This is a genomic window from Haloarchaeobius sp. HME9146, assembly GCF_025399835.1.
In the GTDB taxonomy this organism is placed as follows: domain Archaea; phylum Halobacteriota; class Halobacteria; order Halobacteriales; family Natrialbaceae; genus Haloarchaeobius.
This window is the reverse complement of record NZ_JAODVR010000001.1, coordinates 467,005-486,811: the sequence shown is the minus strand read 5'-3', so window position 1 is coordinate 486,811 and position 19,807 is coordinate 467,005. Positions and strand designations below refer to the sequence as shown.

Sequence of the window (19,807 nt, the reverse complement as noted above, 5' to 3'; positions counted from 1 at the left end):
ACTCTGTTCAGCATCAGATCCGTTACGAGAGGGACAACATACCTGTCCCCCTGCTAATAGAGTTACAACCCACCGAGGACGAGTAATTATCAGGTAACTAGATACATAGATGACTGTAGGCCCAGATGTGTGAACTATACTCATGACGGATGAGAACGACCCACACTGTAGACATGGGCAAGAGACGCAGCAGAATCGGGCGAACACGACCAGCGAGTCGAGAGTATCGAGACGCGACCTCCTGAAAGGCTCTGGCGGGGCCGCCGCGGCCACGGTCATCCCCTTCGAAGGTCTCACCACGAAGGCCAATTCACCCCTGGGACTCAACAACAACGGTGCGCCGGTCGTCGTCGTCCAGGGGACGCCTAACAACCCCGTGGGAGCCCAACGGCGTCGGAATATTACCGACCGGGTTCACGAGGAGGCAATCGACCGGGGACGCGAGCCACCGAGAGTAAAGGGTGGAATCAAACGGGCAGATCAAAAAACCAACCCAACCGTTGCGTACGTCAGCACCGTCACCGACGACGGGGTTCCGCGACAGTATTATGGACTGGCAGAGAACGATCCGAGCTCCGCTCACGGCAGTGCAATGGCGCGAGCAAAGCTGCTTGCAGAGAAGAACGGCTCGGAGATCGAAGTCCACAAGCCGAACGGCCGCGTGGACACGATGCGTCCGAACGGCGTAGGAAAGGCCGGGCGCGTGACGCCTATCAGCAACGAGAGCCTTCAGAGATACGCAGCAGAGTTGGAGGTCTCGCCATCCCGGCGAGGGTATGATGCCTCACGTTCCATGGGAGGAGTTTACTCCCAGGACATGGGCTCTCCGTTCTATCACAGCGAAGTTGATGAAGAAGACCCTGACTGGGGCGCTGCAACGTTGTATATTTGGAGGTACCATGTGGACAGCGGGGGGAAGTACGATCCATACCAGATTCAAACGAGGTTGTGGCAGAAATGTGGACATGCACAAGATCGAGACAACCCTGGGGCCGGCTATGATGAGGACTGGAAAAACAACTATTCGAAAGTAGATCACCTTTGGAACAAGGAGCTCTCGGGTGAGGATAATCTCACCATACACGAGTTGGGGGAAGTTGACCCAAAGAATGACGGAGAAACCGTTACTACGAGCGAGGAGGTTTCCGTCAGCTTAAGTGATATAACGTATACAACGTCAAAAACCAAATACATTTCGGATGGCGTTGACGTCGACATCCGAAGGAGCAGGTTAGATGATGGTGGTTGGGTGAAATGGATATCCGACTTTGTACACGAGGACCTCAGGCGGGATGATTATGAGTGCCACGTCGCTAGTGGCGCCAGTCAAGAAGCCCTAGACTGTAGCAAGCCCTACGAATACATGATGCTAACGAGAAACGAGGCTGCCTTCATAGAAGATCCATCTGATGATGACTATGGTTATGGTACTGACACTAATAATGATAGAAACTCAATCTATATGAATTGGTATCTCGCTGCATGGTGTCAGTGAGAATTCGTGAAGTTCGGTGTTCCCACACTCCGCCATCGTAACGGCTGGTCTGACCTGAACGGCGTGTGAGTCGCCCCGGCCGGCCCTTTTTATCAGGTGGGAGGAATAAACGGTCACCAAGGCGCAGCCTGCCTGTTCCGAGCATTCCCATCGCACTGTAGCATCCCGCTACGCGAAAGTGAGCCAGTCCCTGTCCTGCCGTCGCCGGCGTGGGTGTACTCGAAGATGCCGGGGCGGTTCCGAAGCTGTTGCTCGGTCACCGGAGTCGACTACTGATTCCACGCACGTCACCCGAACCACAGACCATCAGCCAAATCCCCGTCACCGACCACGGCGAACCGTACCACCACCACAAACGATTATCCACTCGCCGACGTATCAGGGAACATGGTACGAGACGCACTCCAGTCCGCCAGTGCCCTGCTGCGAGAAGCCGCCGACGCCGCCTCCGGAGAGTCGAAAGAACGACTCCAGACACAGGCCGACCAGTTCGCCAAGCACGCCGAGTCCGACCGCGGCCCGGACCACGGCCGTCTCGCGAAGCACGAGCGCATCCTCAAGGATGTCGCCGACGCGGAAGGTGGCGAGGTCGAGGCGAAAATCGACGAGGCAATCGAGAAGATTCACGAGTACCGCAGCACGCTCGCGGGCGTCTGAACGACTGCCGCCTCAACAGACCGGCTTCGGGTTCACGCCCATCGCTTCGAGCCGGTCGGTGTATTCTTCGTATGCTGCCTGAATCACAGCGCCCGCTGCGCCTGCTGCAGCCTCCCAGTCGTCGTCGGTCTCACAGACCGCCGCGAGCTGGTCGCCCAGGTCGTCGAGGCGCTCCTGCAGGTCGCCCTTGCGCCCGCGGAACGTCTGGGCCGTCTGCGGATCGGCGTTCCCGACGAAGAAGCCCGTGAACTGGTCGGCGAGTTTCCGGGCGATCAGCGAGTATCCGGCGAAGGCACCGATGCGCTCGACCGGGTTGTCGTAGTCGTCGAGCACCTCGTGGAGCGCGTACGGTTCGTCTGCGGCTTCAGCGTCGAGGGAGTCCGCCCACTCGGTCTCGGCGTCGGCGACCGCCGCGAAGAACTCGCCGGCCGGGCCGTCGCCGGCCCAGTCGCCGAAGCGGGCCGCGCCCTGTGTCGCCATCGTCGCGGCCACCCCGACCACGTCGTCGCTGTTCATCTCGCCGCCGGTGAAGGCGTACAGCGATTTCGAGGAGCCGACCCGGGAGAGTGCGGTCTGGTTCTCGTCGCGGACGGTGTCGAGGAAGTCGTCTGAATCCATGCGAGATGGTTCGCCGTCGCGGTGCTTGTAACCACCGCCGCTGGCGGAATCAGCCGGGGGCTGTGACGCGGGATGCGAGACGGTGCCGCCGCTCGCGGGGCGACGTCGAAGAGAAAGATTCGCTATGGATTCGCGGCGTTAGTTGCCCTTCTCGATGGGCGCGCCGACGAGGTTGCCCCACTCTGTCCAGGAGCCGTCGTAGTTGATGGCGTCCTCGTAGCCGAGCAGCTCGTGGAGCGCGAACCAGGCGACCGAGGAGCGCTCGCCGATGCGGCAGTAGGCGACGGTCGTCGAGTCGCCCTCGATGCCGTGCTCGCCGTAGAGCTCCTGCAGCTCGTCGTAGGTCTTGAACGTGCCGTCGTCGTTGGTCACGGCCGCCCACGAGATGTTCTGTGCGCCGGGGATGTGGCCGCCACGCTGGGCGGTCTCCTGCAGGCCCGGGGGCGCGAGAATCTCACCAGAGAACTCCTCGGGCGAGCGAACGTCGACGAGCGGAACGCCGCGCTCGATTGCGTTCTCGACGTCCTCGCGGTAGGCGCGGATGGACTCGCGCGGGCCGCTGGCGTTGTACTCCTGCTCGCTGAACGAGGGGACCTCGTCCGTGAGCGGGTAGTCGTTCTCGAGCCAGTAGTCGCGGCCACCGTCCATGAGACGGACGTCGTCGTGGCCGTAGTACTTGAACTGCCAGTAGGTGTAGGCCGCGAACCAGTTCGAGTTGTCACCGTAGAGGACGACCGTGGAGTCCTCGGTGATGCCGTGAGAGCCGAGGAGGTCCTCGAACTCGTCCTTCGTCAGGATGTCACGGGTCGTCTGGTCCTGGAGCTGCGTCTCCCAGTTGAAGCCGATAGCGCCCGGCGCGTGACTCTCGTCGTACGCCTCTGTGTCCACGTCGACCTCGACCAGTCGGTGGGCGGGGTCGTCGCTCTGGAATTCGTCGAGATTGCTCTCGACCCAGTCCGCGGAAACGAGTACGTCTTTAGCGTATTCCGTCATACACCTCTACTTCTCACCCTAGGGGTATATCAGTATGGCAACCCGGCAGGTGCCGCCGGTCGTCGGTCGAACCGGACAGAATCGCCGGGAGTTGGTACGGTCACGCCCGTGTGCTCGGCTCACACGGACGGGTACCGTGCGGCAGGTCGGCGCTAACCGGGCAGTTACCAGATATATTTGCCGGACCGGCGAGAACCAGCAAAATTTTCTCGTATCTATGAGGCCGCCCAATCCGCCGGGACCGAGACACCTTACAGGTGGGCCGACGAAATCGAGGCTATGACGAACCTTCCGTGGGTCGTCTCGCGCGAGTGGCTCGCCGCCAACCGCGACGAGGTCCGACTCGTCGACGTCCGCGACGCGTGGGAGTACGACGGCATCGGCCACATCCCCGACGCCGTGAGCATCCCGTTCGACGAGTACCGAAGCGACGGCGACGAGGACGAGGGGAAACTCCCCGGCGTCGAGACGTGGAACCGGCTCATGTCCGAGGCCGGCATCGAGCCAGAGGACACCCTCGTCGCCTACGACGACACCCATGGCGTGTTCGCCGCCCGGTTCGTCGTGACCGCGCTCAACTACGGCCACGACGACGTCCACCTGATGGACGGCGACTACAGCGCCTGGAATCGCGAGCACGAGACGACGAACGCGGCTCCCGAGGTCGAGCCGACCGAGTACGAAGCGACGATTCCCGACGACCGCCCGCTCATCTCGGCCGAGGCCGTCCTCGACGCGCTCGACGAGCCGGACACCGTCATCCTCGATACCCGCGAGGACTGGGAGTACGAGGAGGGCCACATCCCCGGCGCGCAGGTGCTCGACTGGCGCGACCTCGTCGACGAGGAGAGCCGTGGCGTGAAGTCGGAAGCGGAACTCCGTACCCTCCTCGAATCGATGGGCGTCACGCCCGAGAAGCGCGTCATCCTCTACTGCAACACCGCCCGCCGTATCAGCCACACCTACGTCGTCCTCCGCCACCTCGGCTACGACCACGTCGACTTCTACGAGGGCAGCCTCACCGAGTGGGAGAAGATAGACGGCCCGGTCGAGACTGCGTAACTGCCGGTCCCGACCGCCTGAGTCCGTGCCAGGGCAGTCAGTCGTCGCCAGCGGTCCCGTCGGGCGACCCTTCGCCGAGTCCGTCGGTGGTCTCGCCTGATTCGACCGGTTCGTCGGCAGCCGGGCTGTCGTTTGGCACAGTCTCGGCGTCTGCAGCCGCGGCTGCCTCGCCAGTCTCGTCCTCGCCCTCTCCGAGCTCTGCCGCCCCGTTCACCTCGTTCGCGAGCAGCGTCATCGTCTCCGAGAACAGCGCCACGACGAGCGGTCCCGCGATGACCCCGATGGGGCCGACGCTCAGGAGACCGCCGATGAAGCCGATGAAGTAGAGGCTCCCCGGCATGTCCGCGGTGACGCTGGCCAGCCGTGGCCGGATGACCGCGTCGGGGAGGTAGCCGATGACGAGGCCACCGACCACGACGATTATCACGGCACTCTGGATCTCGCCGAGGCTCAGGTGCCAGAGGGCGGTCGCACCGATGAGGACGCTCGGCCCGATGATGGGGACGAACTGGAGGATGCCCGCGATGACCGCCATCGACACCCAGTAGTCGTAGCCGAGCACCCAGAACACCGGGACCGCGACGAGGAAGGTGCCCAGCGCGGTCGCGAGCTGGAGCACGTAGATGGCCAGCAGCGTATCGTTGGTCCGCTCCTGCAGGGCGTGGGCGATGTCGTGGTACTTCGGCGGGACGACCGCGATACCCGCCCGATAGACCTTGTCCTGGGCGACGAGGAAGGAGAACAGCACCATGACGAACAGCGTCGCCTTGAACGCGAGGTCCGGGCTGGCACGTGCGACGACGACCGCGAGGTCGGAAAGGTAGTCGATGACGGCGTCCTGGATGTCGGCGACGTTCTCGGCGTAGTAGAAGCCGAACGCGTCGATGACGAGCTCTTCGGGGAGCTGGCGGACCAGGGCGAACAGCCCGTCGCGGCGCACGTAGGCGATGATGAAGATGGGCGCGAACACCGCGAATCCGCCGACGAAGGTGAGTATCGTCGTCACGACACCCGCCCAGTAGTTGGGGAGCCCACGACCGACCAGCCAGCGGTGGACCGGCGTGACCACGCTCGCGACGGTGAGCGCGAAGAAGACCGTCGCGAACACGGCCGAGAGGGTGATCCACGTCACGACCCCGGCGACGAGCACGAGGGCGACGAGGACGACGCGACGATTCAGTTGCACAGTTTATTCACTTCGTGGACAGGTAAAAAGGTAGGGACCAGTCCCACCCGGTCGTTCGTGATGTAGCAAGGTTTTCGACACGTTGCGTGGTAGCATCAGTCATGGTCGAGCGTGAACCCAGCGAGATCGACTCCGTCACCGTCGTGCCGACGTACTGCCATCGCTGCGGGACCGAACTCGGCACCGAGGAGTGGGAAGGCCGTGAGGTTCCATGGTGTCCCGAGTGCGACGTGGTCTTCTCACAGCTCCCCTCACCGGCCGTCCACGTCATCGTCCACGACGACGAGGAGGTCCTCTTGCTAGACGAGCCGGTCCCCCAGCACGACGGACTGTGGAGCCTCCCCGGCGGCTACACGAAGTACGACGAGAGTCCGAAAGCGTCGCTCCTGCGTGAACTCGACGAGGAGACCGGGCTACGTGCGGACCCCGACGACCTGGAGTTCCTGACCATCCTCCACGTCGAACTGCCGGACCGCGGCTTCTACTTCATCACGTACCGCCTGGACCGGGCGAAGACCGCGGGCGAACTCACACCCGAAGCCGAGGGGTTCGAGGCCGCGTTCGTCCCCATCGAGGAGGTACTACACTCGCCGGAGCGGATCCGAGACTCCGACCGGGAGCGCATCGAACTGGCGCTGTCGGCGTGCTGACCGGGCCCCACGTACTTCTTCTCTACAAATCACCCGGCAATACAATCCAGTTCTTTTAACTACCACAAGGTGGAACCACCGGATAATGAGACGGAGGGACTTCGTATCTGCAGTCGCTGCTGCCGGGGGACTCGGCCTCGCCGGGTGCCTGACCAACGACGGCAGCGGGGGCACGGATGGAAACGGTGGCGGAACCGCGACGACGACCAGCCAGGCAGCACAGAAGACCACCACGACCGGCGAACCGTCGGGGACGCTGACGGTGGCGACCTACGAGTCGTTCGTCGAATCGCCGTCCAGCAGCCCCGGCGCGTGGATCAAAGAGCAGTTCGAGGCGCAGTACGACGACGTGACCATCGAGTGGAAGACGCCGAAGAACGGCGTCACCGAGTACGTCCAGCGCCGGAGCGAGGGCGTCTCGGTGGATGCGGACGTGTACGTCGGCCTCAACGTCGACGACCTCGTCACCATCGACGACACGCTCGGCGAAAAGCGCCTGTTCGGTGAACTGCCGCGCTCGGACGTGTCGAACGCTGCCCGCGTCCGATCCGAACTGGAGTTCGACGACCCCAAGGGCCGCGTCCTCCCGTACGACACCGGCTACATCAGCCTCGTCTACGACAAGGGCCGGGTCGACGCGCCCCAGACCTTCGAGGACCTCACGACCGACCCGTATTCGGGAACGCTGCTCGCCCAGAACGCCCAGAACACCGACTCCGGGCAGGCGTTCATGCTGTGGACCGTCGCCACCATGGGCGAGGACAGCTACATCGACTACTGGAAGGAACTCCAGAACAACGACGTGAAGATTCTGGGCTCGTGGTGGAGCGCGTACTCGGCGTACCTCGACGGCGAGCGCCCCATCGTCGTCTCGTACTCGACCGACCAGGTGTACGCCAACCGCGACGACCTCGACATGAGCAAACACCAGGTCGGCTTCCTCAACGACCAGGGCTACGCCAACCCCGAAGGCATGGCCGTGTTCCAGAACACCGATAAGCCGCGCCTCGCAACCGAGTTCCTGAACTTCATGCTCGCGAGCGAGACCCAGGCCGAACTCGCGGTCCGGAACGTCCAGTTCCCCGCGGTCAGCGACGACCACGTCTCGCTCCCCGCGTCGTTCGACGACTACGCCTTCCGCCCGCCCGAGACGGTCGCGTACACGTACGAGGAACTGAAGGGCAACCTCTCGACGTGGACCGAGGAGTGGGCGAAGACCATCGCCAGCAACTAGATGTCCGAATCCGACCGGCTCCAGCAGGTTCTCGGCCGGTCGGCGACCGCGGACGATTCCACGCAGACTGCCAGCGACCGCCTTCGAGGCGTCCTTGACCAGTACGGCCTCCCCGGCCTCACGGTCGGGACTGCCCTCGTGCTGGTCGTGATGCTCTTTCTCCCCGTCGCCCTCGTCTTCGAGGAGGCCTTCGGCGGCGCGGCCCCGTTCGACTCCTTCGCGGCGGTTCTCACCGACCCGTTCTACACCGGCGTGCTCGCCAGCATTTTCGCCCGGCCCCTCGCGGTCGGGACCCACGTCGAGAACGTCGTGGACTGGGTTCTCGCCATCGAGGTCGGTCTCTGGAATCTCTCGCTGCCGCCCCTCCGAAAGGGCCTGTTCGGCTTCACCGCCTGGCAGGCGTTCCTCTCGACGCTCGCGAGCGTCGCCATCGGCCTTCCTGGAGCCTATGTCCTCGCCCGGTTCGAGTTCCCCGGCCGGCGGACGCTGCGCTCGCTGACCATCCTCCCGTTCGTGCTCCCCGGAATCATGGTCGCGAGCGGCTTCTACGCCGCCTTCGGCCGTGATGGCCTCGCGAACTGGCTGCTCGGGCTGGTGGGTGTGGGGCCGCTGAACTTCCTGGGCAACCACCCCCTCGCGGTCGTCATCCTCGCCCACGCGTTCTACAACGCGCCGCTCGTGACCCGGGTGACCACGGCAGCGTGGGAGTCCGTCGACGAGAGCGCGGTCGAGACCGCCCGGAGTCTGGGGGCGAGTCGCCGCCGGGCCTTCCGCGACGTGGTGCTTCCCCAGCTCAAGCCCGCCATCATGACCGGGGCGCTTCTCACCTTCATCTTCACGTTCCTCACCTTCCCCATCGTGCTCGCATTGGGGGGCCTCGAACTCGCGACCGTCGAGGTGTGGGTGTACGACCGGGTGTCGAACCTCAAGTTCGAGGAGGCCGCGACGCTCGCGGTCCTCGAGACGGCCATCTCCCTCGTGCTGACCTACGCCTACCTGCGGTACGAGGCGGCCCAGCGCGCCATGGGTGGTGGTGCCGGCACGAGCCGTGAGCCGCTGTTCGGCGGGCTCGACCTGAAACGGGCGGCCATCGTGCTCTATGGAATATTCGTGGTCGTGCTGTTCGTCGGTCCCCTGGCCGCGATGGTACTCGAAGGCCTGACCGACGGCGGCGGCCTGACCCTGAAACACTACGCGTTCCTGCTGGAACGCCAGGCGACGGGCGCGAGCTTCCAGACGAAACCGCTGCCCGCCATCGTGAACTCGCTGTTCTTCGCCGCCGCGACCGTCCTCGTGGCGGTCCCGATGGGTATCGTCGTCTCGGTGGTGACGACCGGTGAGAATCGCGGCCGGGGACGCTCCGTGGTGGAGACGCTGACGATGCTCCCCTTCGCAGTCTCGGGGGTCGTCTTCGGGGTCGGCCTGCTCCGCGGGCTCGTCTTCGGCATCCCGCTGTGGGGCGGCTGGCGGATCCAGGTGACCGGCACCATCGCCATCGTCGCGGCCCACGCGGTCGCCGCCTACCCCTTCGTGGTCCGGAACGTCGCGCCCCAGCTCGACGGGGTGGACCGCCGGCTCGTCGAGTCCGCCCGGAGTCTGGGCGCGACCCGGACCCGGGCGCTGCTCGACGTGGAACTCCCCCTCGTGGCGACCGGGCTCGTCGCCGGTGCCGCCTTCGCGTTCGCCATCAGCATCGGCGAGTTCGATTCGACGGTGATTTTGGCCAGCGACGCGGCCAGCTACACGATGCCGGTCGCCGTCGAACGCTACCTCGGAAGGCGGTTCGGGCCCGCCATGGCCATGGGCACGGTGCTACTCGCCGTGACTGCCGCGAGCTTCGTCGTCGTCGGGCGACTAGGTGGGCAGGTCGACCGCCGTGGAGGTGAGAGCCGGTGAGCGACCTCCACCTCGATTCCGTGTCGGTCGAATACGGTGACGCGACCGCCCTCGAGGACGTGAGTCTCCACGTCGACGACGGCGAGTTCTTTACCCTCGTTGGCCCCTCCGGCTGTGGGAAGACCACGACCCTGCGGACCATCGCCGGGTTCGAGGAGCCGAGTGCCGGCGTGGTTCGATTCGGCGACGAGTCCATGGCCGGGGTCCCACCCGAAGACCGCGACGTGGGCGTCGTCTTCCAGAACTACGCGCTGTTCCCGCACATGAGCGTCGCGGAGAACGTCGGCTACGGCCTGCGGTTTACCGACCACTCGGACCACGACGCCCGGGTCGCGGAACTGCTCGACCTCGTGGACCTCGCCGGGATGGAGGACCGCGCTCCCGACGAACTCTCCGGTGGGCAGCAACAGCGCGTCTCCCTCGCCCGCGCCCTCGCCCCCGAACCAGACGTGTTGCTGCTCGACGAACCGATGAGCGCGCTCGACGCCCGGCTCCGCGAGACCCTGCGCCGCGAGGTCGCCCGCATCCAGTCCGAACTCGGCGTCACGACCGTCTACGTCACCCACGACCAGGAGGAAGCCCTCGCCGTCTCGGATCGCGTGGCCGTCATGCACGACGGCCAGGTCGAACAGGTCGGGACGCCACAGGAGGTCTACCGCGCCCCAGAGAGCCGGTTCGTCGCGGAATTCGTGGGGGAGAACAACGTCTTCTCTGGTGCCACATCTCCAGTCGAAACGAAGGGGGTTCGCGTGCGCGTTGGCGAGGGTGAATTCGTGCTTGGAGAGGAGGTCCAGGGTGACTCGGTGACGTTCTGTGTCCGGCCCGAACACCTGCGCGAGAACCACCCCGAGAACCAGTTCTCCGTGACCGTCGCACAGACCGAGTTCCTCGGCGAGTCGGTTCGCGTGTACTGCGACTGGGGTGGGCGACAGGTCGTCTGGCGGACCGATTCGGTGCCCGAAGCCGAGCGTATCGAGCTCGGGTTCGACCCCGCGGATGCGACCGTGGTGTGAGGGTTCGACTGTTTCGATTCACCCGGGTGGCGCGTGCTGACGAGTGTGGCGAAGCCCGCGAGTCATTGCCGCGCGAGGGACGACCGGAACGGAGCAACGCGGAGTGGAGGAAGTCGGCTGGGGAGGGTGTGGTTGCGGTGCTGTGCGGTGGCGGTCATGGACGCTAGCGATAGTGGTCGTGTTTCTCGCCGAACCGTCTCCATCAAAGGCTCCCCGGACCGACCCAGAACTCACTGTTGAGACCAGAACCGCTCCAACCCGAAGTCCAGCATGTCCGGACTCACCGGCTGGAACTCCTCGCGCTCTGGCTCGGGGAGGTACTCGCGGACCGAATCCCACGACTCCCGGGCGTAGCGCTCGTCGACGAACACCCGAACGCCCACTTCTTCCGGACCGCGAATCACGCGCCCGATGGCCTGCCGCGCTTTTCGAACGGCAGGCACCGTCAGCGCGTACTCGAAGCCGTCGCCGAACTTCTCGTCGTAGGCTTTCCGAACCGCCCGGGTTCGAGGACTCGCGGTGTTGATGAGTGGAACGCCGCAGACCACGGCGGCCGACAGCCTATCGCCCTTGTAGTCCACGCCCTCCGTCAGGGTTCCACGAAGACTCGTCACGAGCACCTTCCCCTCGCCCGCGAAGAACTCGTCCTTGAGGTCCTCGGTCGTGCTGTCGGCACTGGATTCGTCGAGCAGCACCTCCTTGTCCAGCCGCTTACGGCACTGTTCGGCTGCCCACTCCGCCTCGTAGTAGTTCGGCATCCCGACGAGGACGTTCCCCGGCGAGGACGCCACCGAACAGATGGCTTCGATGTAGGTCTGCCGTACTCTATTTTCCTCGCCCGCGTCGCCCCGGTTGTCGTAGGTATACTTCGGGGCGGCCACCGCGAAGGATTCGCGGTTCTCCTCGGGGAAGTGCAGTCCGTAGGTCCGCTGCTCGACCGGCCGGCCCTCCTTCTCGAGGTGGTTCAGACCGGTGACCTCCGCGAAGATGTCGATGGGCGCGAGCGTCGCGCTCATCAGCACGCCGCCGCCGAACTCCGCGAGGTGGTCGGCGATGACACTCGAGGGGACGCAGTTCTGGATGGCCAGCCGGGCGTTGTAGGCCCGACGCCAGGAGTCGACGGGCTCCATGTCGTCCCAGGTTCGTTCGAGTTCGATCTCGCGGAAGTACTCGGTGTGGTCGCGGTGGAACCACGCAGAGAGCGCGCGGGCCATGCTCTCCACTGCTCTCGACTTCTCCTCGTCCTCGGCCTCGTTGAGCACCCTGGCGGTGACGGCCGCGATGTCCGGCAGATCGGTCCAGGTGCGGCCGTCGTACCCCGCCGCCTCGGCCCACTCGGTTATCTCGTCGGGCGCAGGATGCTCGGGGTCCCGGAGCGGAATCTCGGCGTCCGGCAGGTCGTTCAGGTCCGACTTCCAGCCGCGATGCTCGCGGTCGAGATGGGCCGTGACGCGCCGGTCCAGTTCCTCCCGGAGGTCGACGACGAAGTCCCGGGCGTGTTCGAGGTCGGATACCTCGATATCCGTATCGTGCAGTTCGCCACGGACCAAATCGGCGTCGGCGGTGGTCTGCCGGCTCGTGGTGCCTCGCCCTTCCGAGAAGGCGACGGGCTGGATGACGCGGGTGAGTTCCGCCTCCGCGTCTCTGAGGGTCCGGTCGGCCACACCGTCGCTGACGAGGTCCCGGACTCGCGGTTCGAGCATGTGTGCCTCGTCGCAGACGAGGAAGGTCGAGTCGTCGAGTAGGGGACCGGTGAACGACGAGGTCGTGGTCGGGTCGAACGCGTGGTAGTAGTTCCCGACGACGACCTCGGCGTGCGCGAGGAGGACACCCATCAGCGAGTGGGGGCAGGTGCCGTACTCCATCCCCTTCCCGACGAGGTCGTCGGGGCGGAGCAAACCGGCATCGGAGAAGTCGAAGGGGACCGCCTCGGCCGGGTCGCCGTCGTCGGGCATATCGGCGAGGAAGCGGGCGTAGAACGGACAGAACTCGATGTCCGTGGTCCCGGTGTCGTACTCGGGCATCGTGCGGGGGTAGGGCGACGGTTCGCCCGCGCTCTCGAGGTACGACGCGGCTCCCCCGCCCGCACCCGAACTCGCGAGGTCTATCTGCTGGCTTCTGGCGACTGCGGTCAGCGCCTCCGCCGTGGTGTCCCCGCCTTCTCCCGTGAGGTCCCGGGTCTTCTCCCGGAGCGTGTCACACCGGTCGTACACGTTCCCGTCGTCGATGCCGCCCGCGTTCTCCCGGTTGTAGGGGCAGACATCCGATTTCCCGACCAGGGTAAGCCCCGAGACGGGGTCCCAGTCCGCCGGGAGGTTCGCGTTGATGGTCTCTAAGTCCTCCTCGAACTGGCGGAGCTGCTGTTTCACGCTCGTCAGTACGAGGACGCGCTCGTAGTCCGAATCGGGGTCGCGCACGAGGTTGATGCCGGCGGTCAGCGCCAACATGGTCTTGCCAGTCCCGCAGGCACCCTCGACGACGGTGAAGCCGTCGTTTCGGGCCGTCTCGATGGCGGTCTCTATCCCGTCGACCTGGTCGTCGTACGGTTCCGCGTGTCCGAAGACGGCTCGCCACGGCGCGCTCATCTGTCTCTGCTTCATCGTCCTCCGTCCATAGGCCTGTCGTTGGTGGCCGCGGTATCGGTGATAAATCCCGGGACGGGCTGTCCGAACAGTCGATCGACGAGACCCATCTCCAGTGGAACCGGAGGGGTCGACGTGGTCGGTGTCACCGCCGACAGCGACGCCGCCGACCGGACCGGCCGTGGAGGACCGCCAGAGGGCCCCAGAATGGCTCCAGAAAGATTCCAGGAGCACAATCCACTAGTGGCGCGCGCTGGCGAGCGTGCTTCGCGCCAGCGAAGCTGCGAGTCGGCATCGTGCGAGGGATGAGGAACTGACTGGAACGGAACGCAGTGGAGTGACAGGAGTACCGAAATCGGCTGGGGAGGATGTGGCTGCGGTGCTGTGCGGGGCGGTCTCCATTGCCATCGGCGCGAGCCATATGCTCGTCGCCACCAGCCATCGGCCCACACCTGAACGAACCCACAACCACAGAGCACAACGACTACCCGACTCGACCCGAAACGACGGGTATGAGCGACTTCGACGCCGCTACCTGGCGGACCGAACTCGAACAGAAGCGCGAGGAGAAAGACGAGTTCTTCGCCGAGCACCCGCAGTCCCCGATTCCGCCCGAAGAGCGCGACGACTTCGACGGCGTCGCCTACTTCGACCCCGACCCCTCGTTTCGGGTCGAGGCCGAGCTAACACACCACGCGGAGCCCGAACCCGTGCCGATGGAGACCACGAGCGGCCCCGAGGTGCGCTACGTCCGGGTCGCGACGCTCAGCTTCGAACTCGAGGGCGAATCGTACGAACTCCACGGCTACAAGCAGCGCCTCGGCGAGGGCCAGCCCGAGCCGCTGTTCGTCCCCTTCCGCGACAAGACCACGGGCCAACAGACCTACGAGAAGGGCCGGTACATGGAGCTGCACGTCGACGGCGACCTCGAGGACGTGGACACCGTGACGCTCGATTTCAACCTGGCGTACTCACCGTTCTGTGCCTTCTCGGAGACGTTCTCCTGTCCGCTGCCGCCCGAGGAGAACTGGCTGGATGTGATGGTCAAGGCTGGCGAGCGCTACTGAGGCCACCACAGAAACCGGGGTCCGGCGGCCGGGTGAAGAAGCAGCGTATCGACAGGAGAGAGATGACCAGAACGGTTCAGAACAGGTAGCCGAACAGCGCGAGCAGCCCCATCACAACCACGCCGAGGCCGACGAGCCGGTAGAACGTGACCCTGGTGCTCGTGACGTACCGTCGCGTCGAGCGGAGGTGGGCGAACCGGAGCTTCAGCATCTCCTCGGGGAACGCGACGAACGCGAGCCCGACACCGAGGATGGCGACCATCCCGAACAGACCGAGCAGGAGTTCCAGGACGTTCACGGACTCACCCCGACAGTCACCAGCGTGCCGAAGGTCCGGTAGCGCTCGACCATGTCCTCACGGCTGTCCCAGTCGTCCGTCGGGAACTCGCCGGCCGGCGGGATGTCGATGTCCCGGTCGGGAACGTTGTCCTGGGATGCCACGTGGAGCCCCGCGTCGCGGAACGCTTCGCGGTAGTCGGCCGCGCTCCACAACGTCATGTCCACCTCGATGAACTCCTGCCACTCGTGGGAGTGGACGTTCTCCTCGTAGTAGTTCACCGCACAGGTGAACGTCCCGCCCGGGCGGAGGATGCGTGCGACCTCTTCGAGGGTGTGCTCGGGGTCCTGTGCGTAGTAGAACGCCTCCATCGTCCAGACGTGGTCGACACTATCGGTCGCGAAGGGGAGCTCGTCGAAGTCCCCGACGAGGTAGCCGAGCGAGCCGTCCTCGGTGTACGACCTGGCGTTCTGTGCCATCTCCGGGGAGCCGTCGAGCCCGTACACCCGCCCGGCGTCTTTGGTCTCGCGGAGCGCACGGCCGGCGTAGCCGGAGCCGCAGCCGAGGTCGACGACCGTGTCGCCTGCCTCGACCGGCACCCGCGCCAGCGCGTGCTTCGCGGTGTGCCAGTGGCGGTCCTCCATGCCCTTGTCGCGGCCGTCCTGAGCCCACGCGTCGAACTCTTCACGGACACTCATGGGTAACCCCTCAGACGCGAGAGGACAAAACCCGTTCGGGAGATAGCCACTCATGAGCCACGAGAACGTACCGCTTATCCGGAGTCGGGTATCATCTATTCCCATGGTTGGTCCCAGAAAGCGGTACAAACTCGCCGACAGCGCTCAGCAGGTCGTCGGCGGGTTCCTGCTCGCCGGACCGTTCGTCGTCACCGAGGAGGTGTGGGTCCTCGCAGCGAACATGAGCACGATACATGGCCTCATCACCGTCGCCATCGTGTTCGCCATCGGCTACGGGGCTCTCTACAAGGCCGACGACGGCCGCAACCCAGACCGCGAGCTCGAGGTCGGTGGCATCCCGCTCCGGTTCGTCTCCCTGATGCTCGTCTCGTTCGGCTCGGTCGCGATACTGGCACTCGCGTTCACCGCACCCGACACGTTCCTCGTGGGTGACGGCGACGGTATCCTGACGACCGCGGCGGGCACCCCCCCGACGGACACCGAGATCGCGGTCACGACCCTGAAGGCGATCAGCGTCGGTGCCATCTTCAGCGTGGTCGGCGCGGCGACCGCCGACTCCCTGCTGTGACGGCATCGTGGTCGGCGCGGCGACCGGACGTAGCGGCCCGAATGCGCCCCGCTACCGTATCTCAAGTTTCCACCCGCAAGATTAAGTTCGTCCCGCCGGTTTCCGAAGATATGGACTATCAGCTCACGGTAGACGGACTCGACGAGACGATTCCAGGTGGTACCAACATCTTGCTGGTCCACCCCTCGACAGGCGAAACCGACCGAATCGACACGGAGTTCCTCAAGACCGACACCGACCACTTCTTCGTCATCTCCACACGCACGACAGCACGTGAGGTCAGCCAGAAACTCGAGTACTACGACGTCGACGAGACGAAAGCCGTCATCCTCGACACCCTGAGCGTCGAGCGAGGCTACTCCCGTCGCTCCAGCAAGAACGTCCACTACGTCTCCGCCCCGGACGATCTCGACGGCATCATCGAACAGACCGAGCGCTTCTTCGACGAATACGACGGCAAGCTCCGGGTCAGCTTCGACTCCGTCACCGAGCTCGCCTACTACGCCGGCGAGGACGAAGCCCGCGAGGCCGTCGAACGCATCCTCGAACTCATCGACGAACACGACGCAGTCGGCCTGTTCCACCTCTCCGACGAGGTCCACGACGACGACGTCGAGGAGGGCTACCGCGAGCTGTTCGACCGCGTCATCGACCTGGACGTCGAGGGCAACGTCGAGTTCGACGACTGATTCTCCCGCTGGGACGATTCGATGCCCGACTACGACAAACTCGTCCGTGACGATATTCCAGCCGTAATCCGCGCGAACGGTCAGACCCCAGTCACCCACGTCGCCGAGGGCGACGAGTACCGGGCGCGACTCCGCGAGAAACTCGTCGAGGAGGCGAAGGAGTTCCGAGAGGACCCGAGCGCCGAGGAGTTGGCCGACGTGTTGACCCTCGTGGACGCGATACGGGCTGCCGAGGGCTTTTCTGCCGAAACCGTCGCGACCGAACGACGGGAGAAACGGACGGCTCGTGGCGGGTTCGAGGACGGCATCGTCCTGGAGCGTGTGTTGGGCGACGGCGAGAACGAGTCGTAGCTGAAACCGCTACTTCCGCTACTGCAGCGTGTCGAACGTCTTCTCGGCCCACTTGACCGCGTAGGGCGCACCCCGGTCCCGGTAGGCATCGGTGTCGAGTGCCCCGAACGGAGCCGGGAGTTCGACCGCGTGCTTGAGGCCGCTACAGGCGAGTTCGGTCGCGTCCGCGAAGTCGGTCTGGCCGAGCGCGACTTCCCGGGCGAGCCCGTCCAGTCTGCCTTCGAGTCGCGAGCCGGCGTCCTGCCAGGCGTCACCGAGGTCGGGGTGGCTCGTCAGCCACTCCGCGAACACGTCCCGCGTCTGCAGGCCGAGCCAGCCGTCGTACAGCGCCGCGGCGACCTGGTAGGTCGCGTTCGGGTCGAGCGGTGTGGCCGCGGCGAGCTCGCGGTAGTGCTCGCCGAAGAACCCGAGGAAGTGCTCGGGGACGTCGAGACCGACCTCGACCAGTGCCTCCGCGACGAGGAAATCGATGAACGCCGATGGTGAGCCCTCGACGCGCGGTTTCACGATGACGACCGGTGGCTTCGTCTGGTGAGTCCACGCGACGCTGCCGTCGCCGGGGGCACCGATGGTGAACTCGTTCCCCGCGAGCCGTCGCAAGAGCTCCGGGCCCGCTTCGGGCACCCACGCGGGGTCGTACTCGGTCGGTGCGAGCGAGTCGACGAGCAGACCGAGGTCTTCAGCCTGTGCTGGCGGAATCGTCTCGAAGTCGGTGCCCGCATCCAGGACGAGCGCCTCCGGGGCGTGCTCGTCGCGGACTGCTTCGACCGAAGGAGAGAGGTCGCGTTCGCTGAACATCACACGCCGCCAGCGCCGAGGGAGACGAGCACGAGGGCGATAGCGAGCACTCCAGAGACTCCGACAGTGGTCAGGACGATCTTCGTGGCGTCACTCATGTGCGGGAGGTACGAGCGGGAACGCTTAAAACCACCAGTTCCGGCCGCGAGCGTGGAACCGCCGCGATTTCGTCTCGCCGGTATCGATTTCGTCTCGACCACTCGCGTGAGTGCGCAGGTGACCCCCGAGCGAGGACAGCACCGTTTCAGGGAGAGTGAGTGATTACAGTACCGTTTCGAGTGGAATCGGATAAAACTATGAATCGTGTTTTCGAACCTTCTATCGAGATTCTCGACAAGAAATAGAGGGGTGGTCGGAGTGCTCAGGCTCGAGGAGCAGACGATACGAGAAGCAGACGAGACGTGCCGAAACGAAACGTGACGAGACGTGGCGTGGCGAGGCGTGCCGAAACGAAACGTGACGAGACGTGGCGTGACGAAACGAAACGAGACAAACCGGGAGAACGGTCAGCAACGAGGAGTCGACAGCGAGTCGTCGGTGAGAGGTGACGGATGGGTTCAGGTGGAAGCGCTGCTCACTCGCTCCCGCGCCAGCTGTCCGGCACGTCGATGACGTACCGACCGTCCTCGCGCAGGGAGATGATGTACTCCTCGCGGTCGTACAGCTCCATCAGGTTCAGCTCGTACTGGCCGGGGTTGAGGATCTTGATGCTCTCGAACTGCTGGTTGAGCTCCTCGCGGAGTTCGTCCAGGTCCGGGCGGTCGTCGACCTCGGTGTCGCTCGGCTCGGCTACCACGTGGCCGTCGGTCGGCTGTGGCTGTTGGCTTCGCTCGGTCGCCTGGGCTGTCCGTCGCGTGGAGTCACCACTGGTCGCCGGGTGCGACCGTTCACTCGGGTCGGGGAGTTCGTCCGGCGAAACGACGTCCGACCGGGCGCTCGCCTGCGCGTTGTCCTCGGTGGACATCGTTCGCGCCGAAATCCCGCCGGTGGTTTCCTGTTCCTCCGGCGATTGGGCCGGTCCGACCTCGCCTGCTTCGAGTCCATCCGCGTCTCCTGCACTCCGCACCTCTGGTTCGCCTGCACTCCGCGCTTCGGATTCGCCAGCACTCCGCGCTTCGGGTTCGCCAGCTCTCCGCGCCTCCGGTTCGCCTGCACTCCGAGCCTCCGGTTCACCTGCACTCGGTGCGTCGGGCTGTGCTGCACTCGGCGAGCTGGTGTCCCCGGTGGTCGACGCCGGTGTTTCCTGTGGAGCCGGGTCCGCCGGGGCCGGTGAATCGTTCGACCGAGCCGCCGCCTTCTCCGCGGGCGTATCGTAGTCCTCGGTCGCGGATTTGGGCCAGGCCTTGTCTTCGTCCTGGGAGTTCCGGTTCACCCAGTCGCGGACCGTCGTCGCCGCCTTACTCACGGCGCTCGATTCGGACCCGCGAGCCGGCGGTTCCGGTGGACTGGCGGACGCGTTCGCGTCGTTCACAGCTCCCTTCGGGATGAACTGGAACTTGTTCCCGTCACACTCGGGACAGCCCGACAGCATCTCCTTGGAGCCGTCCTCGAACGTTCGCCCGCATTCGGTACACTGGTGCGGCATTATTTCCGGGAGACGAGCGCGCTGATGAGGTTCTCGTCCTTGTGCAGCGTCTCTATCTGGTTCGCCGGTCCGATGACCGTGAGCTTCGACGTCTCCTCGCGACCCATGATGCGGTCGAGGATGCTCGAGTCGTTGGTCTTCGAGCGAGGATACGTCTCGATCTCGATGCCGTTGAACTCGTCCGGGCTGATCTCGGTCATCGTGACCTCGATGAGCTTGGACTCTTCGTCGGGCGAGAGCCCTTCTTCGAGAATGACGATGTTCCCATCGCGGACCCCATCGAGAATCATCCGAATCTTCTCCATGCTCGCCAGGTTAGCCATCCGCTCGCCACTGATGAGGTCGATCTGGACCCCGCCGCCGTCTGAGGTTTTTGCTTCTGGCATTG

Annotated in this window: 20 protein-coding genes; 11 read left to right on the top strand and 9 right to left on the bottom strand. The window is 65.0% G+C overall.

What is annotated here, in order from left to right:
- The first annotated feature begins 142 nt into the window (after positions 1-142).
- Both N6C22_RS02475 and N6C22_RS02470 read left to right on the top strand, forming a co-directional pair.
- On the top strand, positions 143-1,495 hold the full coding sequence (locus tag N6C22_RS02475; RefSeq protein ID WP_261649153.1) for a twin-arginine translocation signal domain-containing protein: 1,353 nt from the start codon (positions 143-145) through the stop codon (positions 1,493-1,495).
- A 387-nt stretch (positions 1,496-1,882) separates the two neighbouring features.
- A complete protein-coding gene (locus N6C22_RS02470) occupies positions 1,883-2,152 on the top strand; it encodes a hypothetical protein (RefSeq protein ID WP_261649152.1) in 270 nt (89 codons plus the stop codon).
- Between the two features lie 12 nt (positions 2,153-2,164).
- Here N6C22_RS02470 and N6C22_RS02465 read toward each other — a convergent pair whose 3' ends face one another.
- Both N6C22_RS02465 and N6C22_RS02460 read right to left on the bottom strand, forming a co-directional pair.
- Entirely contained in the window at positions 2,165-2,770 is a 606-nt protein-coding gene (locus tag N6C22_RS02465; protein WP_261649151.1) for a rubrerythrin family protein, read from the bottom strand.
- 138 nt (positions 2,771-2,908) lie between these two features.
- Positions 2,909-3,763, bottom strand: a complete 855-nt coding sequence (locus N6C22_RS02460) for a sulfurtransferase (RefSeq protein ID WP_261649150.1) — start codon at positions 3,761-3,763, stop codon at positions 2,909-2,911.
- A 279-nt stretch (positions 3,764-4,042) separates the two neighbouring features.
- Here N6C22_RS02460 and N6C22_RS02455 point away from each other — a divergent pair, with 279 nt between their 5' ends.
- Positions 4,043-4,825 carry a sulfurtransferase gene (locus N6C22_RS02455; RefSeq protein ID WP_261649148.1) on the top strand — a complete coding sequence of 261 codons (783 nt, stop codon included), beginning with the start codon at positions 4,043-4,045 and terminating at the stop codon, positions 4,823-4,825.
- Positions 4,826-4,862: 37 nt separating this feature from the next.
- Here the strand turns inward: N6C22_RS02455 and N6C22_RS02450 are convergent, their stop codons facing one another.
- Positions 4,863-6,011, bottom strand: coding sequence for an AI-2E family transporter (locus tag N6C22_RS02450; protein WP_261649147.1), 1,149 nt, complete (start codon positions 6,009-6,011; stop codon positions 4,863-4,865).
- A 101-nt stretch (positions 6,012-6,112) separates the two neighbouring features.
- Between N6C22_RS02450 and N6C22_RS02445 the strand changes: the two genes are divergently transcribed.
- From N6C22_RS02445 to N6C22_RS02430, 4 genes are all read left to right on the top strand, one after another.
- Positions 6,113-6,661, top strand: a complete 549-nt coding sequence (locus N6C22_RS02445; protein ID WP_261649146.1) for an NUDIX hydrolase — start codon at positions 6,113-6,115, stop codon at positions 6,659-6,661.
- 85 nt (positions 6,662-6,746) lie between these two features.
- A complete protein-coding gene (locus N6C22_RS02440; protein ID WP_261649145.1) occupies positions 6,747-7,895 on the top strand; it encodes a thiamine ABC transporter substrate binding subunit in 1,149 nt (382 codons plus the stop codon).
- Positions 7,896-9,791, top strand: a complete 1,896-nt coding sequence (locus tag N6C22_RS02435; protein WP_261649144.1) for an iron ABC transporter permease — start codon at positions 7,896-7,898, stop codon at positions 9,789-9,791.
- Positions 9,788-10,804: an ABC transporter ATP-binding protein gene (locus N6C22_RS02430; RefSeq protein ID WP_261649143.1), complete on the top strand. Its 1,017-nt coding sequence runs from the start codon at positions 9,788-9,790 to the stop codon at positions 10,802-10,804. The genes N6C22_RS02435 and N6C22_RS02430 overlap by 4 nt, the downstream gene beginning before the upstream one ends.
- Positions 10,805-11,034: 230 nt before the next feature.
- Here N6C22_RS02430 and N6C22_RS02425 read toward each other — a convergent pair whose 3' ends face one another.
- Entirely contained in the window at positions 11,035-13,389 is a 2,355-nt protein-coding gene (locus tag N6C22_RS02425; protein ID WP_369684429.1) for an ATP-dependent DNA helicase, read from the bottom strand.
- Positions 13,390-13,898: 509 nt separating this feature from the next.
- Here N6C22_RS02425 and N6C22_RS02420 point away from each other — a divergent pair.
- A complete protein-coding gene (locus tag N6C22_RS02420) occupies positions 13,899-14,453 on the top strand; it encodes a DUF1684 domain-containing protein (RefSeq protein WP_261649139.1) in 555 nt (184 codons plus the stop codon).
- Positions 14,454-14,529: 76 nt separating this feature from the next.
- On the opposite strand, the gene N6C22_RS02415 is transcribed toward N6C22_RS02420, so the two are convergent.
- Both N6C22_RS02415 and N6C22_RS02410 read right to left on the bottom strand, forming a co-directional pair.
- Complete coding sequence (locus N6C22_RS02415; RefSeq protein WP_261649137.1) at positions 14,530-14,751, bottom strand: hypothetical protein; 222 nt, start codon at positions 14,749-14,751, stop codon at positions 14,530-14,532.
- Complete coding sequence (locus tag N6C22_RS02410) at positions 14,748-15,428, bottom strand: class I SAM-dependent methyltransferase (protein ID WP_261649136.1); 681 nt, start codon at positions 15,426-15,428, stop codon at positions 14,748-14,750. The genes N6C22_RS02415 and N6C22_RS02410 overlap by 4 nt, the downstream gene beginning before the upstream one ends.
- Before the next feature lie 103 nt (positions 15,429-15,531).
- On the opposite strand from N6C22_RS02410, the gene N6C22_RS02405 reads away from it, so the two are divergent.
- From N6C22_RS02405 to N6C22_RS02395, 3 genes are all read left to right on the top strand, one after another.
- A complete protein-coding gene (locus N6C22_RS02405; protein ID WP_261649135.1) occupies positions 15,532-15,996 on the top strand; it encodes a DUF2391 family protein in 465 nt (154 codons plus the stop codon).
- A gap of 110 nt (positions 15,997-16,106) precedes the next feature.
- On the top strand, positions 16,107-16,685 hold the full coding sequence (locus tag N6C22_RS02400; RefSeq protein ID WP_261649134.1) for a hypothetical protein: 579 nt from the start codon (positions 16,107-16,109) through the stop codon (positions 16,683-16,685).
- A 21-nt stretch (positions 16,686-16,706) separates the two neighbouring features.
- On the top strand, positions 16,707-17,036 hold the full coding sequence (locus tag N6C22_RS02395; protein WP_261649133.1) for a nucleoside triphosphate pyrophosphohydrolase: 330 nt from the start codon (positions 16,707-16,709) through the stop codon (positions 17,034-17,036).
- Between the two features lie 18 nt (positions 17,037-17,054).
- Here the strand turns inward: N6C22_RS02395 and N6C22_RS02390 are convergent, their stop codons facing one another.
- The 3 genes from N6C22_RS02390 to N6C22_RS02380 form a co-directional block, all read right to left on the bottom strand.
- Positions 17,055-17,834, bottom strand: a complete 780-nt coding sequence (locus N6C22_RS02390; RefSeq protein WP_261649131.1) for a hypothetical protein — start codon at positions 17,832-17,834, stop codon at positions 17,055-17,057.
- Between the two features lie 574 nt (positions 17,835-18,408).
- The gene (locus tag N6C22_RS02385; RefSeq protein ID WP_261649129.1) at positions 18,409-19,419 is read right to left on the bottom strand and encodes a Zn-ribbon containing protein; all 1,011 of its coding nucleotides are present in this window, start codon (positions 19,417-19,419) and stop codon (positions 18,409-18,411) included.
- Complete coding sequence (locus N6C22_RS02380) at positions 19,419-19,805, bottom strand: DUF2073 domain-containing protein (protein WP_261649127.1); 387 nt, start codon at positions 19,803-19,805, stop codon at positions 19,419-19,421. Before N6C22_RS02380 ends, N6C22_RS02385 begins: the two co-directional genes overlap by 1 nt.
- Positions 19,806-19,807 lie beyond the last annotated feature (2 nt).